The sequence below is a fragment of the Stappia sp. WLB 29 genome (assembly GCF_023507705.1).
Classification (GTDB): Bacteria; Pseudomonadota; Alphaproteobacteria; order Rhizobiales; family Stappiaceae; genus Stappia.
The window spans coordinates 22163-37873 of sequence record NZ_JALBGD010000003.1; the positions used below are offsets into that span (position 1 = coordinate 22163).

Consider the following 15711-nt stretch of genomic DNA (forward strand, 5'->3'; position numbering starts at 1 on the left):
TGCAGAAGCGCAGCGCCCCGCGCCTGCCGCCGTTACGGTTCGATGGTTGCCAGTCGTGCCCCGAAGCCCAGGAAGACCACCCCGGTGATGCCCTTGATCCAACGCTGGAATGTCCCGCTGCGTGCCGCCGCCGTCAGCCGCGAAAAGGCCAGCACCATCAGGGAGAACCAGACGAGGTTGAGCATGGAGTGGACGAAGACCAGCGTGAACGTGTTGGCCGGCGTCGCCAGTCCCGGCGGCAGGAATTGCGGAAACGCCGCCAGGTAGAACATCGACACTTTCGGGTTGAGCGCGTTGGTCAGCAGCCCCTCCCAATAGGCGATCGTCAGCGTCCGCCGACGCCGCGCCGGAGACACGCTGGCCGCAGCCACGGGGCCGCGCCAGGCATCGCGCAGGGCCTTCAGGCCGATCCAGCACAGATAGGCAGCGCCGAGCATCTTCACGGCGAAGAACAGCTCGGCCGACTTCACCAGGATGACGGACACGCCGAACACCACCAACGCGCCGTGCAGATAGAAGGCGGTGATGAAGCCGGCGATATTGGCAAAGCCGGCCATCCGGCCGGAGGTCGGCACCGTGCGCGCGATCAGCACGCCGTTGGGACCGGGCGACATCACCAGCAGGCCCGCAACCACGATGAAGGAAACCAGTATCGAAAGGTCCATCTGCGTCCCCCGCGCCGGCGATCCCCGCCCGCCCTACTCCACGATCTCGGCCGCTTCCAGCACTGCATGCAGCAGCACGTCGGCACCGGCCTGCGCCCACTCCCTGGTGATCTCCTCGGCCTCGTTGTGCGACAGCCCGTCGACGCAGGGGCACATGATCATCGCCGTCGGCGCGACCTTGTTGACCCAGCACGCGTCGTGGCCGGCGCCGGAAATGACGTCCATGTGACTGTAGCCGAGCTTTTCCGCCGCGTTGCGCACGGCCTTGACGCAGGTCTCGTCGAAGGTCACGGGATCGAAATGGCCGACCGCCTCGATCGTCGCCGTCAGTCCCAGATCCTCGGCAATGCCCGGCACGCGCGCCTCGAACTCCGCCTTCATCGCGTCCAGCGTCTCGCGGTCGGGCGAGCGGAAGTCGACGGTGAAGACCACCTTGCCGGGAATGACGTTGCGCGAATTGGGATGGACGTCGCAATGGCCGATGGCGCCGACCGCGCGCGGCTGGTGCTTCATCGCGATCTCGTGCACCAGCTCGGTCATCCGCGCCATGCCGAGGCCGGCATTGCGGCGCATCGGCATCGGCGTCGAGCCGGTGTGGCTCTCCTTGCCGGTCACGGTGACTTCCAGCCACCACAGGCCCTGGCCGTGGGTGACGACGCCGATATCCTTGCCCTCGGCCTCCAGGATCGGCCCCTGCTCGATATGCAGCTCGAACATCGCGTGCATCTTGCGCGCGCCGACCTCTTCCTCGCCGACCCAGCCGATGCGCTTCAGCTCGTCGCCGACCGTCTTGCCGTCCGCGTCCTTGCGCTCGTAGGCCCAGTCGAGATCGTGCACCCCGGCAAAGACGCCGGAGGCCAGCATGGCGGGGGCGAACCGCGTGCCCTCCTCGTTGGTCCAGTTGGTGACGACGATGGGCCGCTTCGTGCGGATGTTGAGGTCGTTGAGGGTGCGCACCAGTTCCAGCGCGCCGAGCACGCCGAGCACGCCGTCGTACTTGCCGCCCGTCGGCTGGGTGTCGAGATGCGAGCCGACATAGACGGGCAGGGCATCGGGATCGGTGCCGGCGCGCGTCATGAACATGTTGCCCATGGCGTCGACGCCCATGCTCATCCCGGCCGCCTCGCACCAGGCCTGGAACAGCTTGCGGCCCTCGTTGTCGGCATCGGTCAGGGACTGGCGGTTGTTGCCGCCGGCGACGCCCGGGCCGATCTTCGCCATCTCCATCAGGCTGTCCCACAGGCGGTCGGCGTCGATGCGCAGGTTCTTGCCCGGTGCGGTCATTCAGCTCACTCCCTCTTCGTCCGGTGCGGCGGCGGCGCCGTCGGCGCTCATTCCATGTCGGGGCCCGGCCGGCGGCGCCGGCCTCACTCCATATTGGGGAAGGTGTAGACGGCGCCGTCCTTGATACCGGCCGGCCAGCGCGTCGTCACCGTCTTGAGGCGCGTGTTGAAGCGCACGCCTTCCGCGCCGTAGATCGAATGGTCGCCGAACAGCGAGCGTTTCCAGCCGCCGAAGGAGAAATAGGCGACCGGCACCGGGATCGGCACGTTGATGCCGACCATGCCCACCTCGATGCGGTCGGCGAAGGCGCGCGCGGCATCGCCGTCGCGGGTGAAGATCGCGGTGCCGTTGCCGTATTCGTGCTCGTTGATCAGCGACAGCGCTTCCTCGTAGCCGCCCGCACGCACCACCGACAGGACGGGGCCGAAGATCTCCTCGCGGTAGATCGTCATGTCGCGGGTCACCCGGTCGAACAGGGTGCCGCCGACGAAATAACCGTTCTCGTAGCCCTGCAGCGAGAAGCCGCGCCCGTCGACCAGCAGTTCGGCACCTTCCTTGACGCCCTGGTCGATATAGGAGAGCACCTTGCGCATATGCGCCTCTGTGACCAGCGGGCCCATTTCCGCCTCGCGGTCGGTGGCCGGGCCGATCTTCAGCGCCTGCACGCGGGGAACCAGCTTTTCCACCAGCCGGTCGGCGGTCTCCTCGCCGATGGGAACGGCGACGGAGATCGCCATGCAGCGCTCGCCGGCCGAGCCGTAGCCCGCGCCCATCAGCGCGTCGGCCGCCTGGTCCATGTCCGCATCCGGCATGACGATCATGTGGTTCTTGGCCCCGCCCAGCGCCTGCACCCGCTTTCCGTGCGCGGTGCCGGTCGCATAGACGTATTCGGCAATCGGCGTGGAGCCGACGAAGGACACCGCCTTGACGTCGGGATGGGTCAGCAGCACGTCGACCGCTTCCTTGTCGCCGTGCACGACATTGAGCACCCCGTCCGGGAAGCCAGACTGCCGGAACAGGTCGTAGACCGCCATGACGGCGGAGGGGTCGCGCTCGGACGGCTTCAGCACGAAGGTGTTCCCGCAGGCGACCGCGATCGGATACATCCACAGCGGCACCATGGCCGGGAAGTTGAACGGGGTGATGCCGGCGACGACGCCGAGCGGCTGGCGGTCGGAATAGCTGTCGATGGCCGGACCGACATTGCGGGCGAACTCGCCCTTCAGCAGATGCGGGATGCCGCAGGCGAATTCCACCACCTCGATGCCGCGCGCCACCTCGCCCAGGGCATCGTCGTGGGTCTTGCCGTGCTCGGCCGAGATCGCCCGGGCGATGTCGTCGGCATGGGCGGAGAGCAGCTCCTTGAAGCGGAACATCATGCGCGCGCGCTTGAGCGGCGGCGTGTCGCGCCAGGCGGGGAAGGCGGCTTTCGCCGCGGCGATCGCCTCCGCCACCTCGGCCGCGCTCGACAGCGGCAGGACGGCGGTCTGCTCGCCGGTCGCCGGGTTGAACACCCCTTGCGTCCTGGTGGAGCGGGAGACGACACGCGCCCCGCCGACGGCGTTCTCGATGCTGGCAAGGCCGGACTTCGACATGTTCCCTCCGCTCGCCAGGCCGGCTCTCGGCTCGGGCGCCCTGTCCGTCTCAAATTGCGGCCGGCATGGGCAGGGGTCCGGGCACAGCGTCCCGCAAACCCTCAGCATCATCCCCTGGCATCGGGCAGCGCTGGTCGCGCCGCCGGCCGTTCCCGTGGTCCGGATGCACAGCCATCCGGCAGCCTTCGCGTCCTCGCGCTCCGGCCGAAATCTGGAAGTGCGCGGCCCCGGTCTGTTTGATGTCCGCCGGCGGTCCGTCGCGTATTGCCATTGCGCCAGGCGAAAAAACCTGACCAAATGGTCAAATCGAGCGTAGGAAGGCTTGACCATCCGGTCAAGGTCAATTTTTGGCCCGCCTGCCGAACAGGCACTCACCGCAGCGGACGACCGGGAGAGATGAGCGGCACGGAGAGAACACAGGACAGGACGCAGAAGAGCGCCATCCGGGCGGAGAACGAGCGCGTCATCCTGAAGGCCGCCGAGGAGGTCTTCGCCGAGAGCGGCTTTCGCGGCGCGACCACCGGCATGATCGCCGACCGCGCCGGCATCCCCAAAGCCAACCTGCACTATTATTTCCCGACCAAGGAAGCGCTCTACCGGCGGGTGGTCGAGCACATCTTCAACATCTGGCTGGAGGCGGCGAACTCGTTCGACGAGAGCGACGATCCGGTCGAGGCGTTGACCGCCTACATCTCCAAGAAGATGGACGTCTCGCGCGCCCACCCGATGGGCTCCAAGGTCTGGGCCAACGAGATCCTGCACAAGGCTCCGGTGATCCAGGACTATCTCGAGACGACGCTGACCGAGTGGACCGCCTCGCGGGTTAGCGCCATCCAGCGCTGGATCGCCAGCGGCCGGATCGCGCCCGTCGATCCGCACTACCTGCTCTACATGATCTGGGCGACCACCCAGCACTATGCCGACTTCAACCACCAGATCGACACGCTGAACGGCGGCGTGCCCCTGTCCGACGCGCAGTTCGAGGAGGCAAAGCGCACGGTGACCGGCATCATCCTGGCCGGTATCGGCGCTGTTCCCCCGGCCGGGCTTGCCGCCGGCGACAGGCCGCGCGATGCTGGCGCCCGCAACGGCGCGACCTGAGCGGCACGGCACACAACCAGGGACGGAAAGCAGATGGAGGCAGGCCCGACACGGGCAGATGCGGGAGGCTCCGGGCCCGAGGGCGACGGCACGCCGCGCACGCGCATCCAGGAAAAGAACCGCGCCCGCATCCTGGAGGCCGCGCTCGGCACCTTCGCGCGCTTCGGCTATCGCGGCGCCCGCGTCGACCAGATCGCCGAGGACGCGGGCATGTCGAAGTCGAACCTGCTCTACTATTTCGGCTCCAAGTCGGAGATCTACAAGGCGGTGCTGGCCGACCTGCTCGACCGCTGGCTGGCCCCCTTGCGCACGCTCGACCCCGAAGGCGATCCGCGCACGGAGCTCACCGCCTATATCGAGCAGAAGCTGCGCTTTTCCGCCGACTATCCGGAGGCCTCGCGCCTCTTCGCCAACGAGATGCTGCAGGGCGCGCCGATGATGCGCGACGTGCTGGAAGGCCCGCTCAAGGCGCTGGTGGAGGAAAAATCGCAGGTGCTGCGCCGCTGGGCCGCGTGCGGCCGCATCCGCCCGGTCGACCCGGTGCACCTGATCTTCCTGATCTGGGCGACGACGCAGACCTATGCCGACTTCGCCCCGCAGATCGAGGCGATCACCGGCACCGGCATCCACGACGAGACCTTCCGCCGCCAGGCGCTGCAATCGCTGACCGATCTCATCTTCGCGGGCCTGCTGCCGCGTCCGGGTTCGCCTTGATCTTGCCTTTGCCGCCTGTATCCTGCACCGAGCGAGGGACGGGTTTCGCCGTCCCCGATTGACCCTGAACGGAAGACCGCATGCGCAAGGCCCTCGTCGTCGCCGCCCTTCTGCTTTCCGCTCCGCTGACGCTGGCCGGGCCCGCGCTGGCCGCGAAATGCGGCAACAACGCCGCCGGCTTTCCGGCCTGGCTCGCCAGCTTCAAGCGCGAGGCGGTGGCCTCCGGCATTTCCAGCCGCACGGTGGAAGCCGCGCTCGGCGGCATGACCTACAACAGCAAGGTCATCCGTCTCGACCGCAACCAGAAATCCTTCAAGCTCTCCTTCGAGCAGTTCCTGGCCCGCCGCGCCCCGCCCTCGACCATCGCCATCGGCAAGCGCCGCATGAAGCAGCATGCGGTCGTGCTCGACCGGGTGGAGCGCAAGTACGGCGTGCCGAAGGAGGTCATCGTCGCGATCTGGGGGCTGGAATCCGGCTTCGGCGGCTTCATGGGCGACATCCCGATCTTCTCGTCGCTCTCCGCGCTCGCCTACGACTGCCGCCGCTCGGCCTTCTTCACCAACGAGCTGATGAGCGCCCTGCGGATCGCAGATCGCGGCCAGATGCGGATTTCCGAGATGAAGGGCGCCTGGGCCGGCGAGATCGGCCAGACCCAGTTTCTCGCCTCCAGCTACGAGCGCTTCGCGGTCGATTTCGACGGCGACGGCCGGCCGAACCTGATCCGCAGCCCTGCCGACGTCTTCGCCTCCACCGCCAACTTCCTGCGCCAGCACGGCTGGAGCAAGGGCGGCGACTGGTCGCCGGGCACCAGCAATTACGGCGTGCTGCGCGACTGGAACCGGGCCGAGGTCTATCGCCGGACCATCGCCCATTTCGCCACCGAGCTGACCAGGTAGCGCCGTCGGGAAAAGCAGCGGCTCAGGCGGCTCGCGGCTTCGGCCTGCGGCCGTCCCGCTGCAGCACGAAGGTCGCCGCCGCCGTCACCGCAACGCCGGCCAGCGTCCAGACGCCCGGCCAGGGCGCGCCCATCACCACCGTCTCGATCAGCACGAAGGACGGCAGCAGGTAGGTGTAGGCCATCACCGGCCCCGCCGGCAGGCGCAGGCTGGCATAGGTGGCGCAGAAGAAGCTCGTCGCCGTCGGAAACACCGCGAGATAGGCGATGCCGACCAGCACCGGCAGCGGCACCGCGGCCCACTCGGTCGCCGCCAGTTCCGCCCGGCCATAGACCAGCAGCATCGCCGCCCCGGCGGTGAGGATCCAGAAGTTGAAGATCTCCAGCGGCTCGCCGCGATGGAAGAGCCGCATCAACGGCGCATAGAAGGCATAGGCGGCAACGCCGAAGAGATAGATGCGCTCGCCGGGGCCGAATTCCAGCCGGGCGAGCCGGCTGAGATCGTCGCCGAACAGCACCAGAAGCGCGCCCGCTGCCCCCACGCCAAGACACACCACCTGCCGCCGCGAGATCCGCTGGCCGAGCAGCGCAAGGCCGGCAAGCGCGGTGAAGGCGGGAAGCAGGGTGAAGACCGCGCCCGCATTGAGCGCACTGGTCAGCCGTAGCGCCTCGAACATCGTCACGAAGAAGATGTCCAGCAGCAGAGCGATCAGCAGATAGACCGGCAGGCGTGAGAGCTTCGGCAGCGCCCATTGCCGCTTGACCGTGGCGATGGCGGCGAAGATCGCGGCGGCGATGCAGAACCGCAGCGCGGTCAGCACCGCCGGGTCGAGCGCACCGGTGATCGCATGGCCGAGCGGGAACGAGGTGGAGACCAGAAAGACGAAACCGAGCATCGCCGCATGGGCGCGCCCGGTTTCGCCGGCATCCGCAGGGGCGGCAGCGGCGGTCACCGCGCCGCCCGTCTTTCGCACATCGTCATTCAGCTGCTTCCGGCACCCGGTTGGGGTTGTTGGGATGGGTCGTCCAGTTGGCATAGTTCGGGTCGATCGGCTTGCCGGTGCGCGGGTCCGTGCCCTCGGCAATGTGCTCCATGGTGATGCAGTCCTCGACCGGACAGACCGAGACGCACAGGTTGCAGCCCACGCACTCCTCGTCAATCACCTCGAAGTGGCGCAAGCCGTCCTTCATCGCGGTGATCGCCTGGTGCGAGGTGTCCTCGCAGGCGATGTGGCAGCGGCCGCACTTGATGCAGGCGTCCTGGTCGATGCGCGCCTTGACCACGTAGTTGAGGTTGAGCCGCTGCCAGTCGGTGACCTTGGGCACCGCCCGTCCGACCACCTCGTCGACCGAAGTGTAGCCCTTCTCGTCCATCCAGTCGGACAGGCCGTCGATCAGGTCCTCGACGATGCGGAAGCCGTAGGTCATCGCCGCGGTGCAGACCTGCACCGTGCCGGCGCCCAGCGCCATGAACTCGGCCGCGTCCCGCCATGTGGTGACGCCGCCGATGCCGGAGATCGGCAGGCCCTGCGTCTGCGGATCGCGGGCGATCTCGGCGACCATGTTGAGGGCGATCGGCTTGACCGCCGGACCGCAATAGCCGCCATGGGCGCCCTGTCCGTCGATGGTCGGATAGGGGGCCATCTGGTCGAGATCGACCGAGACGATGGAGTTGATCGTGTTGATCAGGGACACCGCGTCGGCCCCGCCCGCATGGGCGGCCCGGGCCGGGTTGCGGATGTCGGTGATGTTCGGCGTCAGCTTGACGATCACCGGCATGCGCGTGTGCTGCTTGCACCAGCGCGTCACCATCTCGATGTATTCGGGCACCTGGCCGACGGCCGAGCCCATGCCGCGCTCGGACATGCCGTGCGGACAGCCGAAGTTCAGCTCGACGCCGTCGGCCTCCGTCTCCTCGACGCGGCGCAGGATGTCGATCCAGTTCTGCTCCTCGCAGGGCACCATCAGCGAGACGACGAGCGCCCGGTCCGGCCAGTCGCGCTTGACCTGCTTGATCTCGCGCAGGTTCACCTCCAGCGGGCGGTCGGTGATCAGCTCGATATTGTTGAACCCGAGCAGCGAGCGGTCCGGCCCGTGGATCGCGCCGTAGCGCGGGCCGTTGACGTTGACCACTGCCGGGTCCTCGCCCAGCGTCTTCCAGACGACGCCGCCCCAGCCTGCCTTGAAGGCGCGGACGACGTTGTATTCCTTGTCGGTCGGCGGCGCGGAGGCCAGCCAGAACGGGTTCGGCGACTTGATGCCGAGAAAGTTGGTGCGAAGATCGGCCATCTGAAAATCCTCCCCACGGATGTTCGGGAGTGAAAGCTAAGGGTTCGGGAGACCTGCCGCGCTCAGGCGGACAGCGCCGCGTGGATCGAGGCCGCGGCGATCTTGCCGTCCTCGACCGACGCGACCGTCAGGTCCTCGCCTCCGGCCACGCAGTCGCCGCCGGCCCACACGCCGGTGAGCGAGGTGCGGCGGTCCGCGTCGACGCCGATCCGGCCGCCGTCGAGCTCCAGCGCCTCGCCGCCGCCCAGCGCGTCCGGCACGAAGGTCTGGCCGATCGCCTTGAACACCTGGTCCGCTTCCAGCGTCACGCTCTCGCCGGTTCCCGTCAGCCGGCCGGCGCTGTCGGGCAGCATCCGCTCCAGCTCGATGGCCCGCACATGGCCGCCCTCGCCGATCAGCCGGCGCGGCGCCAGACACTCGCGGATCACCACCCCGTTGGTCAGGGCGATCTCCTGCTCGTAGGCGCTGGCCTTCATCGCCTCGCGGTCGCGGCGATAGGCGATGGTCACCTCCTCCGCGCCGAGGCGCTTGATCTGCACGGCGATGTCGATGGCGGTCATGCCGCCGCCGATCACCACGACCTTGCGGCCGACCGGCAGGGCGGAGAGGTCCTGCGCCTGGCGCAGCTCGGCGATATAGGCGACCGCATCGATGACGCCGGCCAGGTCCTCGCCCTCGGTCCTGAGTGCGTTGACGCCGCCGAGACCCATGCCGAGGAACACCGCGTCGAAGTCGCGGCGCAGGCCCTCCAGCGTGATGTCGCGGCCGAGCGCGGTGTCACACTTCACCGTGATGCCGCCGATGGACAGGACGAAGTCGACCTCCGCCTGGGCGAAGTCGTGCGTCGTCTTGTAGGCGGCGATGCCGTATTCGTTGAGGCCGCCGAGCTTGGGACGGGCCTCGAAGATCGTCACGTCGTGCCCCTCGCGCGCCAGCGCATGGGCACAGGAAAGCCCGGCCGGGCCGCCGCCGACGACGACGACGCGCTTGCCCGTCGGTGCGGCGCGTTCATAGGGCAGGGATGCATTGCGCGCGAGGAACGTGTCGGTCGCATGGCGCTGCAGCAGGCCGATGGAAACGGGGCGGTCCTCGGCGAGGTTGCGCACGCAGGCCTCCTCGCACAAGGTCTCGGTCGGGCAGACGCGGGCGCACATGCCGCCGAGGATGTTCTGCTCGAAGATCGTCTTGGCCGAGCCGAGCGGGTTGCCGGTGGCGATCTGGCGGATGAATTTCGGGATGTCGATGGATGTCGGGCAGGCGATCGTGCAGGGCGCGTCGTAGCAGAAATAGCAGCGATCCGCCTCGACCCGCGCCTCATGGACGCCGAGCGGCGGATGCAGGTCCTCGAAATTCTCCAGATAGTCGTCGGCCGTCAGTCGCCCCGCACGGATGTCGGGGGTCACGAGTGCATCAGCCATGGCTGCACCTCCGATAGCGCCGGGCCGCGGGCGCGGGCTCCGGCGTCGATGTTCTCCTCTGGAGCGCAGGCGATCCGTTTCTGTCGTCGGACCGGGACCGGAAGGGGATCCCGCTGTCGGCCTGCGCCGGCTCTGGCGATTTGCTTGGCGCGCGCCTCGTTCGGCGGGAGCGCGTCCGGGATCATTGGGCCGAATTTTGACCAAATAGTCAAATTTTTTGTGGCGGCTCGAAAGCCGGCTGCCCGACGCGGCGCTTGGCCGTCGGCGACGGGCATGCGATATGCGGTGCGACACAGGCCGCGAAGCGGCACAAGGGACATGAAACGGGAGAGAGATCGGTGACGCGACCCGTCCTTCACGATTACTGGCGTTCGTCTGCAAGCTACCGCGTGCGCATCGCGCTCAACCTGCTCGGCATCGCCTATGAGGCCGCGCCGGTGAACCTGCTCACCGGCGCCCACCGGGCAGCGGAGAACCTGGCCCGCAATCCGCAAGGCCTTGTCCCGACGCTGGAGATCGACGGGCACGAGCTGACCCAGTCGCTCGCCATCATCGAATATCTGCACGAGACCAACCAGCCGGCCTCGACCCTGATGCCGGCCGATGCCGCCGGCCGCCACCGGGTGCGCGCCCTCTCCCATGCCATCGCCATGGAGATCCATCCGATCTGCAACCTGTCGGTCGCCAATCACGTCGCCGAGATCACCGGCGGCGGCGACGAGGCCAAGGCCGCCTGGATGCGCACCTTCATCGGCAAGGGGCTGGCGGCGCTGGAGCGTATGCTGGACGATCCGCGCACGGGCCGCTTCTGCCACGGCGACACGCCGACCCTGGCGGACCTGTGCCTGGTGCCGCAGATGTACAACGCCCGCCGCTGGGGCGTCGACCTTGCCGCCCTGCCGAAGCTGGTGGCCATCGACGCGACCTGCACCGAGATGGAGGCCTTCGCCGCCGCCCATCCGGACCGCATCGGCGCGCCCGCCTGACGGCGAGCATCGATCCCGCCGCTTTTGAGGTATCCGCTTTCGAATATCAGGATATCCTCATGACCCGCTTTTCCGGCGGGCGCGGGGCGGCCAGAGCCCTTTCGGCCAATTCGGAGCCATTCTGACGGAGCGATTTTGTGGCAAGGTCAAGCAAAGGCACGCAGGCCGTATCTGGACAAGGGACTTTGCGCCGGAATTGGCGCAAAATCGCCCGTCCCGCAGGGCTTCCGATTGGCGGGCGCCCACCGCCGAACCGATCTTGCCCGATGCTATGGCATCGCGCGGCAATCGTTTCGACGCCGGATCGCCATCCCAATCGAGAAGCAGAATTGACTGCGAATTGGCCGAAAGGGCTCTAGGCTCGCCGCATGACAGACGCCGTCCTGCCCCCGCCCGACCACGCGGACATGCCCCGCCCGGCTTCCGTTTCCCTTGCCGGCACGACGCCCGCGCCGTTCTGGTTCCTGCTCGCCGCGCAATTCGTGGTGGCGGCCGCCGGCCTCGTGGTGGAGATCGTCGCAGGAAGAATGCTGGCGCCCTATGTCGGCATGTCGCTCTACACCTGGACGGCGGTGATCGCCGTGGTGCTGGCCGGCTTTTCCGCCGGGCACTGGGCCGGCGGCCTCGTCGCCGACCGGCCGGCGCGCACCGGCCTCATGTGGCTTGCCGTCTCCGGCGCGCTCGGGGCGATCGCCACCATCGCCGCCCTGCCGCTGCTGCGCTGGGTCTCCGGCCCGGTTCTCTCCAGCCTGACCGATCCGGTCGCCGGCATTGTCGCGCTGGCGATGCTGCTGTTCTTCCTGCCCTCCTTCGCCGCCGGCATCCCGTCGCCGATCCTGGCGCGCCTTGCCATCGAGGATCGGGTGCGCAGCGGCCGGGCCCTCGGCGTCCTGCATGCGGTCTCGGCCATCGGCGCCATCGCCGGCACGCTGGCCGCCGGCTATCTCTTCATCTCCTGGCTCGGCACCGCCCGCACGCTGATCACGGTGGCCGCCGCCTACACGCTGTTCGCCCTGTGCTGCCTGTGGATGGCCCGCCGCGTGCCGCGCAGGTCGGACGGCGCTTCGCTTTCGGCGGCGGCCGGCATCACGGTCCTTGCGCTTTTCGCCACCGCCGCCGGCCCCTTCCTGCCGCAGAAGATCTGCGACATCGAAAGCCGCTACTACTGCATCCGCTCGCTGGACGTGTCGGCGGATTTCGGCGCGCCGACCCGGCTGATGGTGCTCGACCATCTCGGCCACGGCATCAATGTGCTCGGCGACCCGGCGCGGCTGGAAATGCCCTATGCGGCGATCATCGACGCGGTGACCCGCGCCCGGCTCGGCGATGCGCCCGAGCAGGCCTATTTCATCGGCGGCGGTTCGCTGACGCTGCCGCGCGCCTGGACGCGGGACGGCGCCCGCCCCGGCCTCGTCGTCGCGGAGATCGATCCGCAGGTGACGCGCATGGCCGCGCGCGACTTCGACGTCGACCCGTCGCGCTTCACCGTCGTCCATGCCGATGCCAGGGCCCGCCTCGCCTCACTCGGCGGCTTCCAGGTGATCGTCGGCGATGCCTTCACCGACATCGCCGTGCCGGCGCATCTGGTAACGCACGAGTTCTATGCCGAGATCGCAGAGAGCCTTACGCCGAACGGCCATTATGCGATGAACCTCATCGACCACATGGACCGGCTGCAGGCGCTGGCCGCCACGGTGCGCACCCTGCGCACCGCCTTTCCGGTGGTCGAGGTCTGGGTCGAGGCGGAGGACTTCACCGCCGGCGGGCGCACCACCTTCGTGCTGATCGCCGGGCGCATGCCGACGCCTCAGGCCCGCTTCGTGCTGCCGCCGGTCGCAGAGGGGGCGGCACGCCGCATCCTCGCGCGCATGCCGGACGAGCGGATCGACGCGCTCGTTGCCCGCATCGACCCGCCGGTGCTCAGCGACGATTACGTGCCGATCGACCGGCTGATGGGGCCGGGCTCTTGAATTCGGCTCACGCGCCAGTGCGTCAGGCTTGGGCGCGCTTGGCCTCCACCACGTCCCAGACGCGGGCCGCGATGTCCGGTCCGCCGAGCCTTGCGACGGCGCGGATGCCGGTCGGCGCGGTGACGTTGATCTCCGTCAGGTAACCGTCGATGACGTCGATGCCGACGAGAATCAGCCCCTTTTCGCGCAGCGCCGGGCCGAGACGGGCGCAGATCTCGCGCTCGCGCGGGGTGAGGTCGGCCTCCCGCGCCGCGCCGCCGCGCACCATGTTGGAGCGCAGGTCGCCCTCCTGCGGCACCCGGTTGACCGCGCCGGCGAACTCGCCGTCGACCAGGAGGATGCGCTTGTCGCCCTTCGACACCGCGGGCAGGAAGCGCTGGATCACCCAGGGCTCCCGGAAGGTGGCGGCGAAGAAGTCGTAGAGCGAGCCGTAGTTGAGATCGTCCGCCGTGATGCGGAACACCGCCGCCCCGCCATGGCCGAACAGCGGCTTCATGACGATGTCGCCGTGCTCGGCGCGGAAGGCGTCGATGGCGGCGCGGTCGCGGGTGATCAGCGTTTCCGGCATCAGGTCCGGGAACTCGGTGACGAACAGCTTTTCCGGCGCATTGCGCACCGAGGCCGGGTCGTTCACCACCAGGGTCTTCGGGTGGATCTTCTCCAGCATATGCGTCGCCGCGACATAGGCCATGTCGAAGGGCGGGTCCTGACGCATCAGCACGACGTCCATCTCGGCAAGGTCGGTCAGCTGCCGCTCGCCCAGGGTGAAGTGGTTGCCCGGCTCGTCGCGCACCGTGACCGGCTCCAGCGAGGCGGTCACGGTGTTGCCGTTCATCGCCAGCCGGTCCGGCGTATAGTGGAAGAGCGCGTGGCCGCGGGCCTGCGCCTCGAGCATCATCGCAAAGGCGCTGTCGCCGGCGATGTTGATGGAGGAGATGTGGTCCATCTGGACCGCGACCTTGAGCCGTGCGGATGTCGGCGTGCTGGAAGATGTCATCGGAAGGTCTCCGGCGCCGGAACGGCGCGCTGAACGACGGACGGGAAGGCGGGGCGGGCGCCCCGCGGTTGGGGACAGGATATGCGACCCGCGCCGGGCTTTGTCCAGTGCGCGGGCGCCCGGCCCCTCACGCTTCCGCGACGGCGAAGGCGTCGGCGATGTGCACCGGCAGCCGCCAGGGCGAGACCAGCACCGCGTCGAAGCGCAGCGTCATGGCGCCGAGATCCTCGCGCCCGGCGCACCAGGTGCGGGCGGCAGAGGCGATCCGGCGCTGCGCCGACGGGGTGATCGCGATGAGCGCCGCATCCCGGTCGCCTCGCGCCTTGACCTCGATGAAGGCGATCGTCTTGCCCCGCCGGGCGATGATGTCGATCTCGCCGCTGCCGGCGCGAAAGCGCCGGGCGAGGATCCGCCAGCCCTTGGCGCGCAGGTAGAGCGCGGCCAGCGTCTCGGCCCTGAGCCCCAGCCGGTAGGCGCCGCGCCGCCGGCTTGTGCCGCCCGGCCCTTGCACGCCGCCCCGGGTCATGCGGAGGGCTGGAACATGGCGGCGACGATCACCGCCATCACCGTCACGAGAAACCCGCCGGCGGCGAGCTTCCAGGCATCGCGGCGGTGCTTCAGTCCCGGCCAGCCGAGCGGCTTGATCACCTGGATCGCGGCGACGGCGGCAAAGAAAACCAGGATGATCTTGGTCATGCGGCGCTCCGCTGGCGGGTTGAGGGGCTCACCCGCCCGAGTAGCACGGGCGGCAATCGAGGGCAAAGCAGCGGCGCACCGCGTCACTTCGCCTTCATCTCCAGGGCGCGTGCGTAAAGGTCCTTGCGGTCGAGGCCGGTGAGCTGCGCCACATGCTTGGCGGCGCCCGCCGCCTTCATGGTCTTCAGCGCCTCGGCCAGCAGCGCATCGGCATCGCCCGCATCGGCCTGCGGCCGTTCGGGCGGCGGGGCGATCACCACGACGAACTCGCCGCGCGCCGGCCCGTCCGCGAAATGGCGGGCGAGCTCCTCCAGCGTGCCGCGCTCGAAGGTCTCGAACCGCTTGGTGATCTCGCGCGCGACCGCCGCCTCCCGCTCGCCGCCGAACACGTGCGCCATGTCGGCGAGCGAGGCGGCGATGCGGTGCGGGCTTTCGAAGAAGATCAGCGTTGCGGGAATGCGCGAGAGCTCTTCCAGCCGGGCACTGCGCGGCCCGCCCTTTTGCGGCAGGAAGCCGGCGAAGCAGAACGTGTCCGAGGGCAGGCCCGAGGCGACGAGCGCGGCCAGCGGCGCGCTGGCGCCGGGCACGGGGAAGACCTTGTGGCCGGCCTCGACCACCTCGCGCACCAGCCGGTATCCGGGATCGGAAACCAGCGGCGTGCCGGCATCGGAGACCAGCGCGACGGCCTTTCCGGCCTCCAGCGCCGCCATCAGGCGCGGGCGCACCTTCTGCGCATTGTGCTCGTGATAGGCGGTGAGCGGCGTCTTCAGCCCGAAACGCTGCATCAGGACCGCGGTGACGCGCGTGTCCTCGCAGGCGACGAGATCGGCGCCCGCCAGCACCTCCAGCCCGCGCACCGTCATGTCGCCGAGATTGCCGATGGGCGTTGCGACGATATAAAGGCCGCAGGCGAGCGAGGGCGCCGTCAGGCGATGGGCGCCGATGAAGAAGTCGCGGGAGGCCGGCTTCGGCGCTTCGCTCTCGTCCGGCTCTGTGGAAGACATGCGGTCGGCTTTCATGCGAACGGGACCCGCCGGGCGGGCTTTCGCCCGTTTTGGCAGGAAACGCGGTCAAGGCCAAGGCGGCGAGCGAGGATTTGCA

Annotated in this window: 15 protein-coding genes; 5 read left to right on the forward strand and 10 right to left on the reverse strand. The window is 68.8% G+C overall.

Annotated elements, in window-relative coordinates; genetic code table 11:
* Positions 1-32: 32 nt before the first annotated feature.
* The 3 genes from MNI96_RS06405 to MNI96_RS06415 form a co-directional block, all read right to left on the reverse strand.
* Complete coding sequence (locus MNI96_RS06405; protein WP_249691422.1) at positions 33-665, reverse strand: LysE family translocator; 633 nt, start codon at positions 663-665, stop codon at positions 33-35.
* A gap of 33 nt (positions 666-698) precedes the next feature.
* Positions 699-1949: a Zn-dependent hydrolase gene (locus MNI96_RS06410; RefSeq protein ID WP_249691424.1), complete on the reverse strand. Its 1251-nt coding sequence runs from the start codon at positions 1947-1949 to the stop codon at positions 699-701.
* Positions 1950-2032: 83 nt separating this feature from the next.
* Positions 2033-3544 carry a CoA-acylating methylmalonate-semialdehyde dehydrogenase gene (locus MNI96_RS06415; RefSeq protein ID WP_249691426.1) on the reverse strand — a complete coding sequence of 504 codons (1512 nt, stop codon included), beginning with the start codon at positions 3542-3544 and terminating at the stop codon, positions 2033-2035.
* A 396-nt stretch (positions 3545-3940) separates the two neighbouring features.
* Here MNI96_RS06415 and MNI96_RS06420 point away from each other — a divergent pair, with 396 nt between their 5' ends.
* From MNI96_RS06420 to MNI96_RS06430, 3 genes are all read left to right on the forward strand, one after another.
* The gene (locus MNI96_RS06420) at positions 3941-4645 is read left to right on the forward strand and encodes a TetR/AcrR family transcriptional regulator (protein ID WP_249691429.1); all 705 of its coding nucleotides are present in this window, start codon (positions 3941-3943) and stop codon (positions 4643-4645) included.
* A 33-nt stretch (positions 4646-4678) separates the two neighbouring features.
* A complete protein-coding gene (gene rutR / locus MNI96_RS06425; protein WP_249691431.1) occupies positions 4679-5359 on the forward strand; it encodes an HTH-type transcriptional regulator RutR in 681 nt (226 codons plus the stop codon).
* 80 nt (positions 5360-5439) lie between these two features.
* Complete coding sequence (locus tag MNI96_RS06430) at positions 5440-6255, forward strand: lytic murein transglycosylase (protein WP_249691434.1); 816 nt, start codon at positions 5440-5442, stop codon at positions 6253-6255.
* 22 nt (positions 6256-6277) lie between these two features.
* Here MNI96_RS06430 and MNI96_RS06435 read toward each other — a convergent pair whose 3' ends face one another.
* The 3 genes from MNI96_RS06435 to MNI96_RS06445 all read right to left on the reverse strand — a co-directional run bounded on the left by MNI96_RS06435 (position 6278) and on the right by MNI96_RS06445 (position 9961).
* Positions 6278-7207, reverse strand: a complete 930-nt coding sequence (locus MNI96_RS06435) for a DMT family transporter (protein ID WP_249691436.1) — start codon at positions 7205-7207, stop codon at positions 6278-6280.
* A gap of 25 nt (positions 7208-7232) precedes the next feature.
* Positions 7233-8543: an NAD-dependent dihydropyrimidine dehydrogenase subunit PreA gene (gene preA, locus MNI96_RS06440; RefSeq protein ID WP_249691438.1), complete on the reverse strand. Its 1311-nt coding sequence runs from the start codon at positions 8541-8543 to the stop codon at positions 7233-7235.
* 62 nt (positions 8544-8605) lie between these two features.
* Positions 8606-9961 carry an NAD(P)-dependent oxidoreductase gene (locus MNI96_RS06445; protein WP_249691440.1) on the reverse strand — a complete coding sequence of 452 codons (1356 nt, stop codon included), beginning with the start codon at positions 9959-9961 and terminating at the stop codon, positions 8606-8608.
* Positions 9962-10299: 338 nt separating this feature from the next.
* On the opposite strand from MNI96_RS06445, the gene maiA reads away from it, so the two are divergent.
* The gene (gene maiA, locus MNI96_RS06450; protein ID WP_249691442.1) at positions 10300-10947 is read left to right on the forward strand and encodes a maleylacetoacetate isomerase; all 648 of its coding nucleotides are present in this window, start codon (positions 10300-10302) and stop codon (positions 10945-10947) included.
* Between the two features lie 368 nt (positions 10948-11315).
* Complete coding sequence (locus MNI96_RS06455; RefSeq protein WP_249691444.1) at positions 11316-12917, forward strand: fused MFS/spermidine synthase; 1602 nt, start codon at positions 11316-11318, stop codon at positions 12915-12917.
* Positions 12918-12939: 22 nt separating this feature from the next.
* Here MNI96_RS06455 and gshB read toward each other — a convergent pair whose 3' ends face one another.
* The 4 genes from gshB to rsmI form a co-directional block, all read right to left on the reverse strand.
* Complete coding sequence (gshB, locus tag MNI96_RS06460; RefSeq protein ID WP_283776369.1) at positions 12940-13914, reverse strand: glutathione synthase; 975 nt, start codon at positions 13912-13914, stop codon at positions 12940-12942.
* Between the two features lie 127 nt (positions 13915-14041).
* Positions 14042-14440, reverse strand: a complete 399-nt coding sequence (locus tag MNI96_RS06465) for a YraN family protein (protein WP_249691446.1) — start codon at positions 14438-14440, stop codon at positions 14042-14044.
* Positions 14437-14610, reverse strand: a complete 174-nt coding sequence (locus MNI96_RS06470; RefSeq protein WP_249691448.1) for a hypothetical protein — start codon at positions 14608-14610, stop codon at positions 14437-14439. The genes MNI96_RS06465 and MNI96_RS06470 overlap by 4 nt, the downstream gene beginning before the upstream one ends.
* An 83-nt stretch (positions 14611-14693) precedes the next feature.
* Positions 14694-15614, reverse strand: a complete 921-nt coding sequence (gene rsmI / locus MNI96_RS06475; RefSeq protein WP_249691450.1) for a 16S rRNA (cytidine(1402)-2'-O)-methyltransferase — start codon at positions 15612-15614, stop codon at positions 14694-14696.
* Between the last annotated feature and the right edge of the window lie 97 nt (positions 15615-15711).

Bases quoted from the DNA above. Each gene is read 5' to 3' on its own strand.
- MNI96_RS06405 (WP_249691422.1), bottom strand. From the start codon at position 665: ATGGACCTTTCGATACTGGTTTCCTTCATCGTGGTTGCGGGCCTGCTG.
- MNI96_RS06410 (WP_249691424.1), bottom strand. From the start codon at position 1,949: ATGACCGCACCGGGCAAGAACCTGCGCATCGACGCCGACCGCCTGTGG.
- MNI96_RS06415 (WP_249691426.1), bottom strand. From the start codon at position 3,544: ATGTCGAAGTCCGGCCTTGCCAGCATCGAGAACGCCGTCGGCGGGGCG.
- MNI96_RS06420 (WP_249691429.1), top strand. From the start codon at position 3,941: ATGAGCGGCACGGAGAGAACACAGGACAGGACGCAGAAGAGCGCCATC.
- rutR (WP_249691431.1), top strand. From the start codon at position 4,679: ATGGAGGCAGGCCCGACACGGGCAGATGCGGGAGGCTCCGGGCCCGAG.
- MNI96_RS06430 (WP_249691434.1), top strand. From the start codon at position 5,440: ATGCGCAAGGCCCTCGTCGTCGCCGCCCTTCTGCTTTCCGCTCCGCTG.
- preA (WP_249691438.1), bottom strand. From the start codon at position 8,543: ATGGCCGATCTTCGCACCAACTTTCTCGGCATCAAGTCGCCGAACCCG.
- MNI96_RS06445 (WP_249691440.1), bottom strand. From the start codon at position 9,961: ATGGCTGATGCACTCGTGACCCCCGACATCCGTGCGGGGCGACTGACG.
- MNI96_RS06455 (WP_249691444.1), top strand. From the start codon at position 11,316: ATGACAGACGCCGTCCTGCCCCCGCCCGACCACGCGGACATGCCCCGC.
- gshB (WP_283776369.1), bottom strand. From the start codon at position 13,914: ATGACATCTTCCAGCACGCCGACATCCGCACGGCTCAAGGTCGCGGTC.
- MNI96_RS06465 (WP_249691446.1), bottom strand. From the start codon at position 14,440: ATGACCCGGGGCGGCGTGCAAGGGCCGGGCGGCACAAGCCGGCGGCGC.
- MNI96_RS06470 (WP_249691448.1), bottom strand. From the start codon at position 14,610: ATGACCAAGATCATCCTGGTTTTCTTTGCCGCCGTCGCCGCGATCCAG.
- rsmI (WP_249691450.1), bottom strand. From the start codon at position 15,614: ATGTCTTCCACAGAGCCGGACGAGAGCGAAGCGCCGAAGCCGGCCTCC.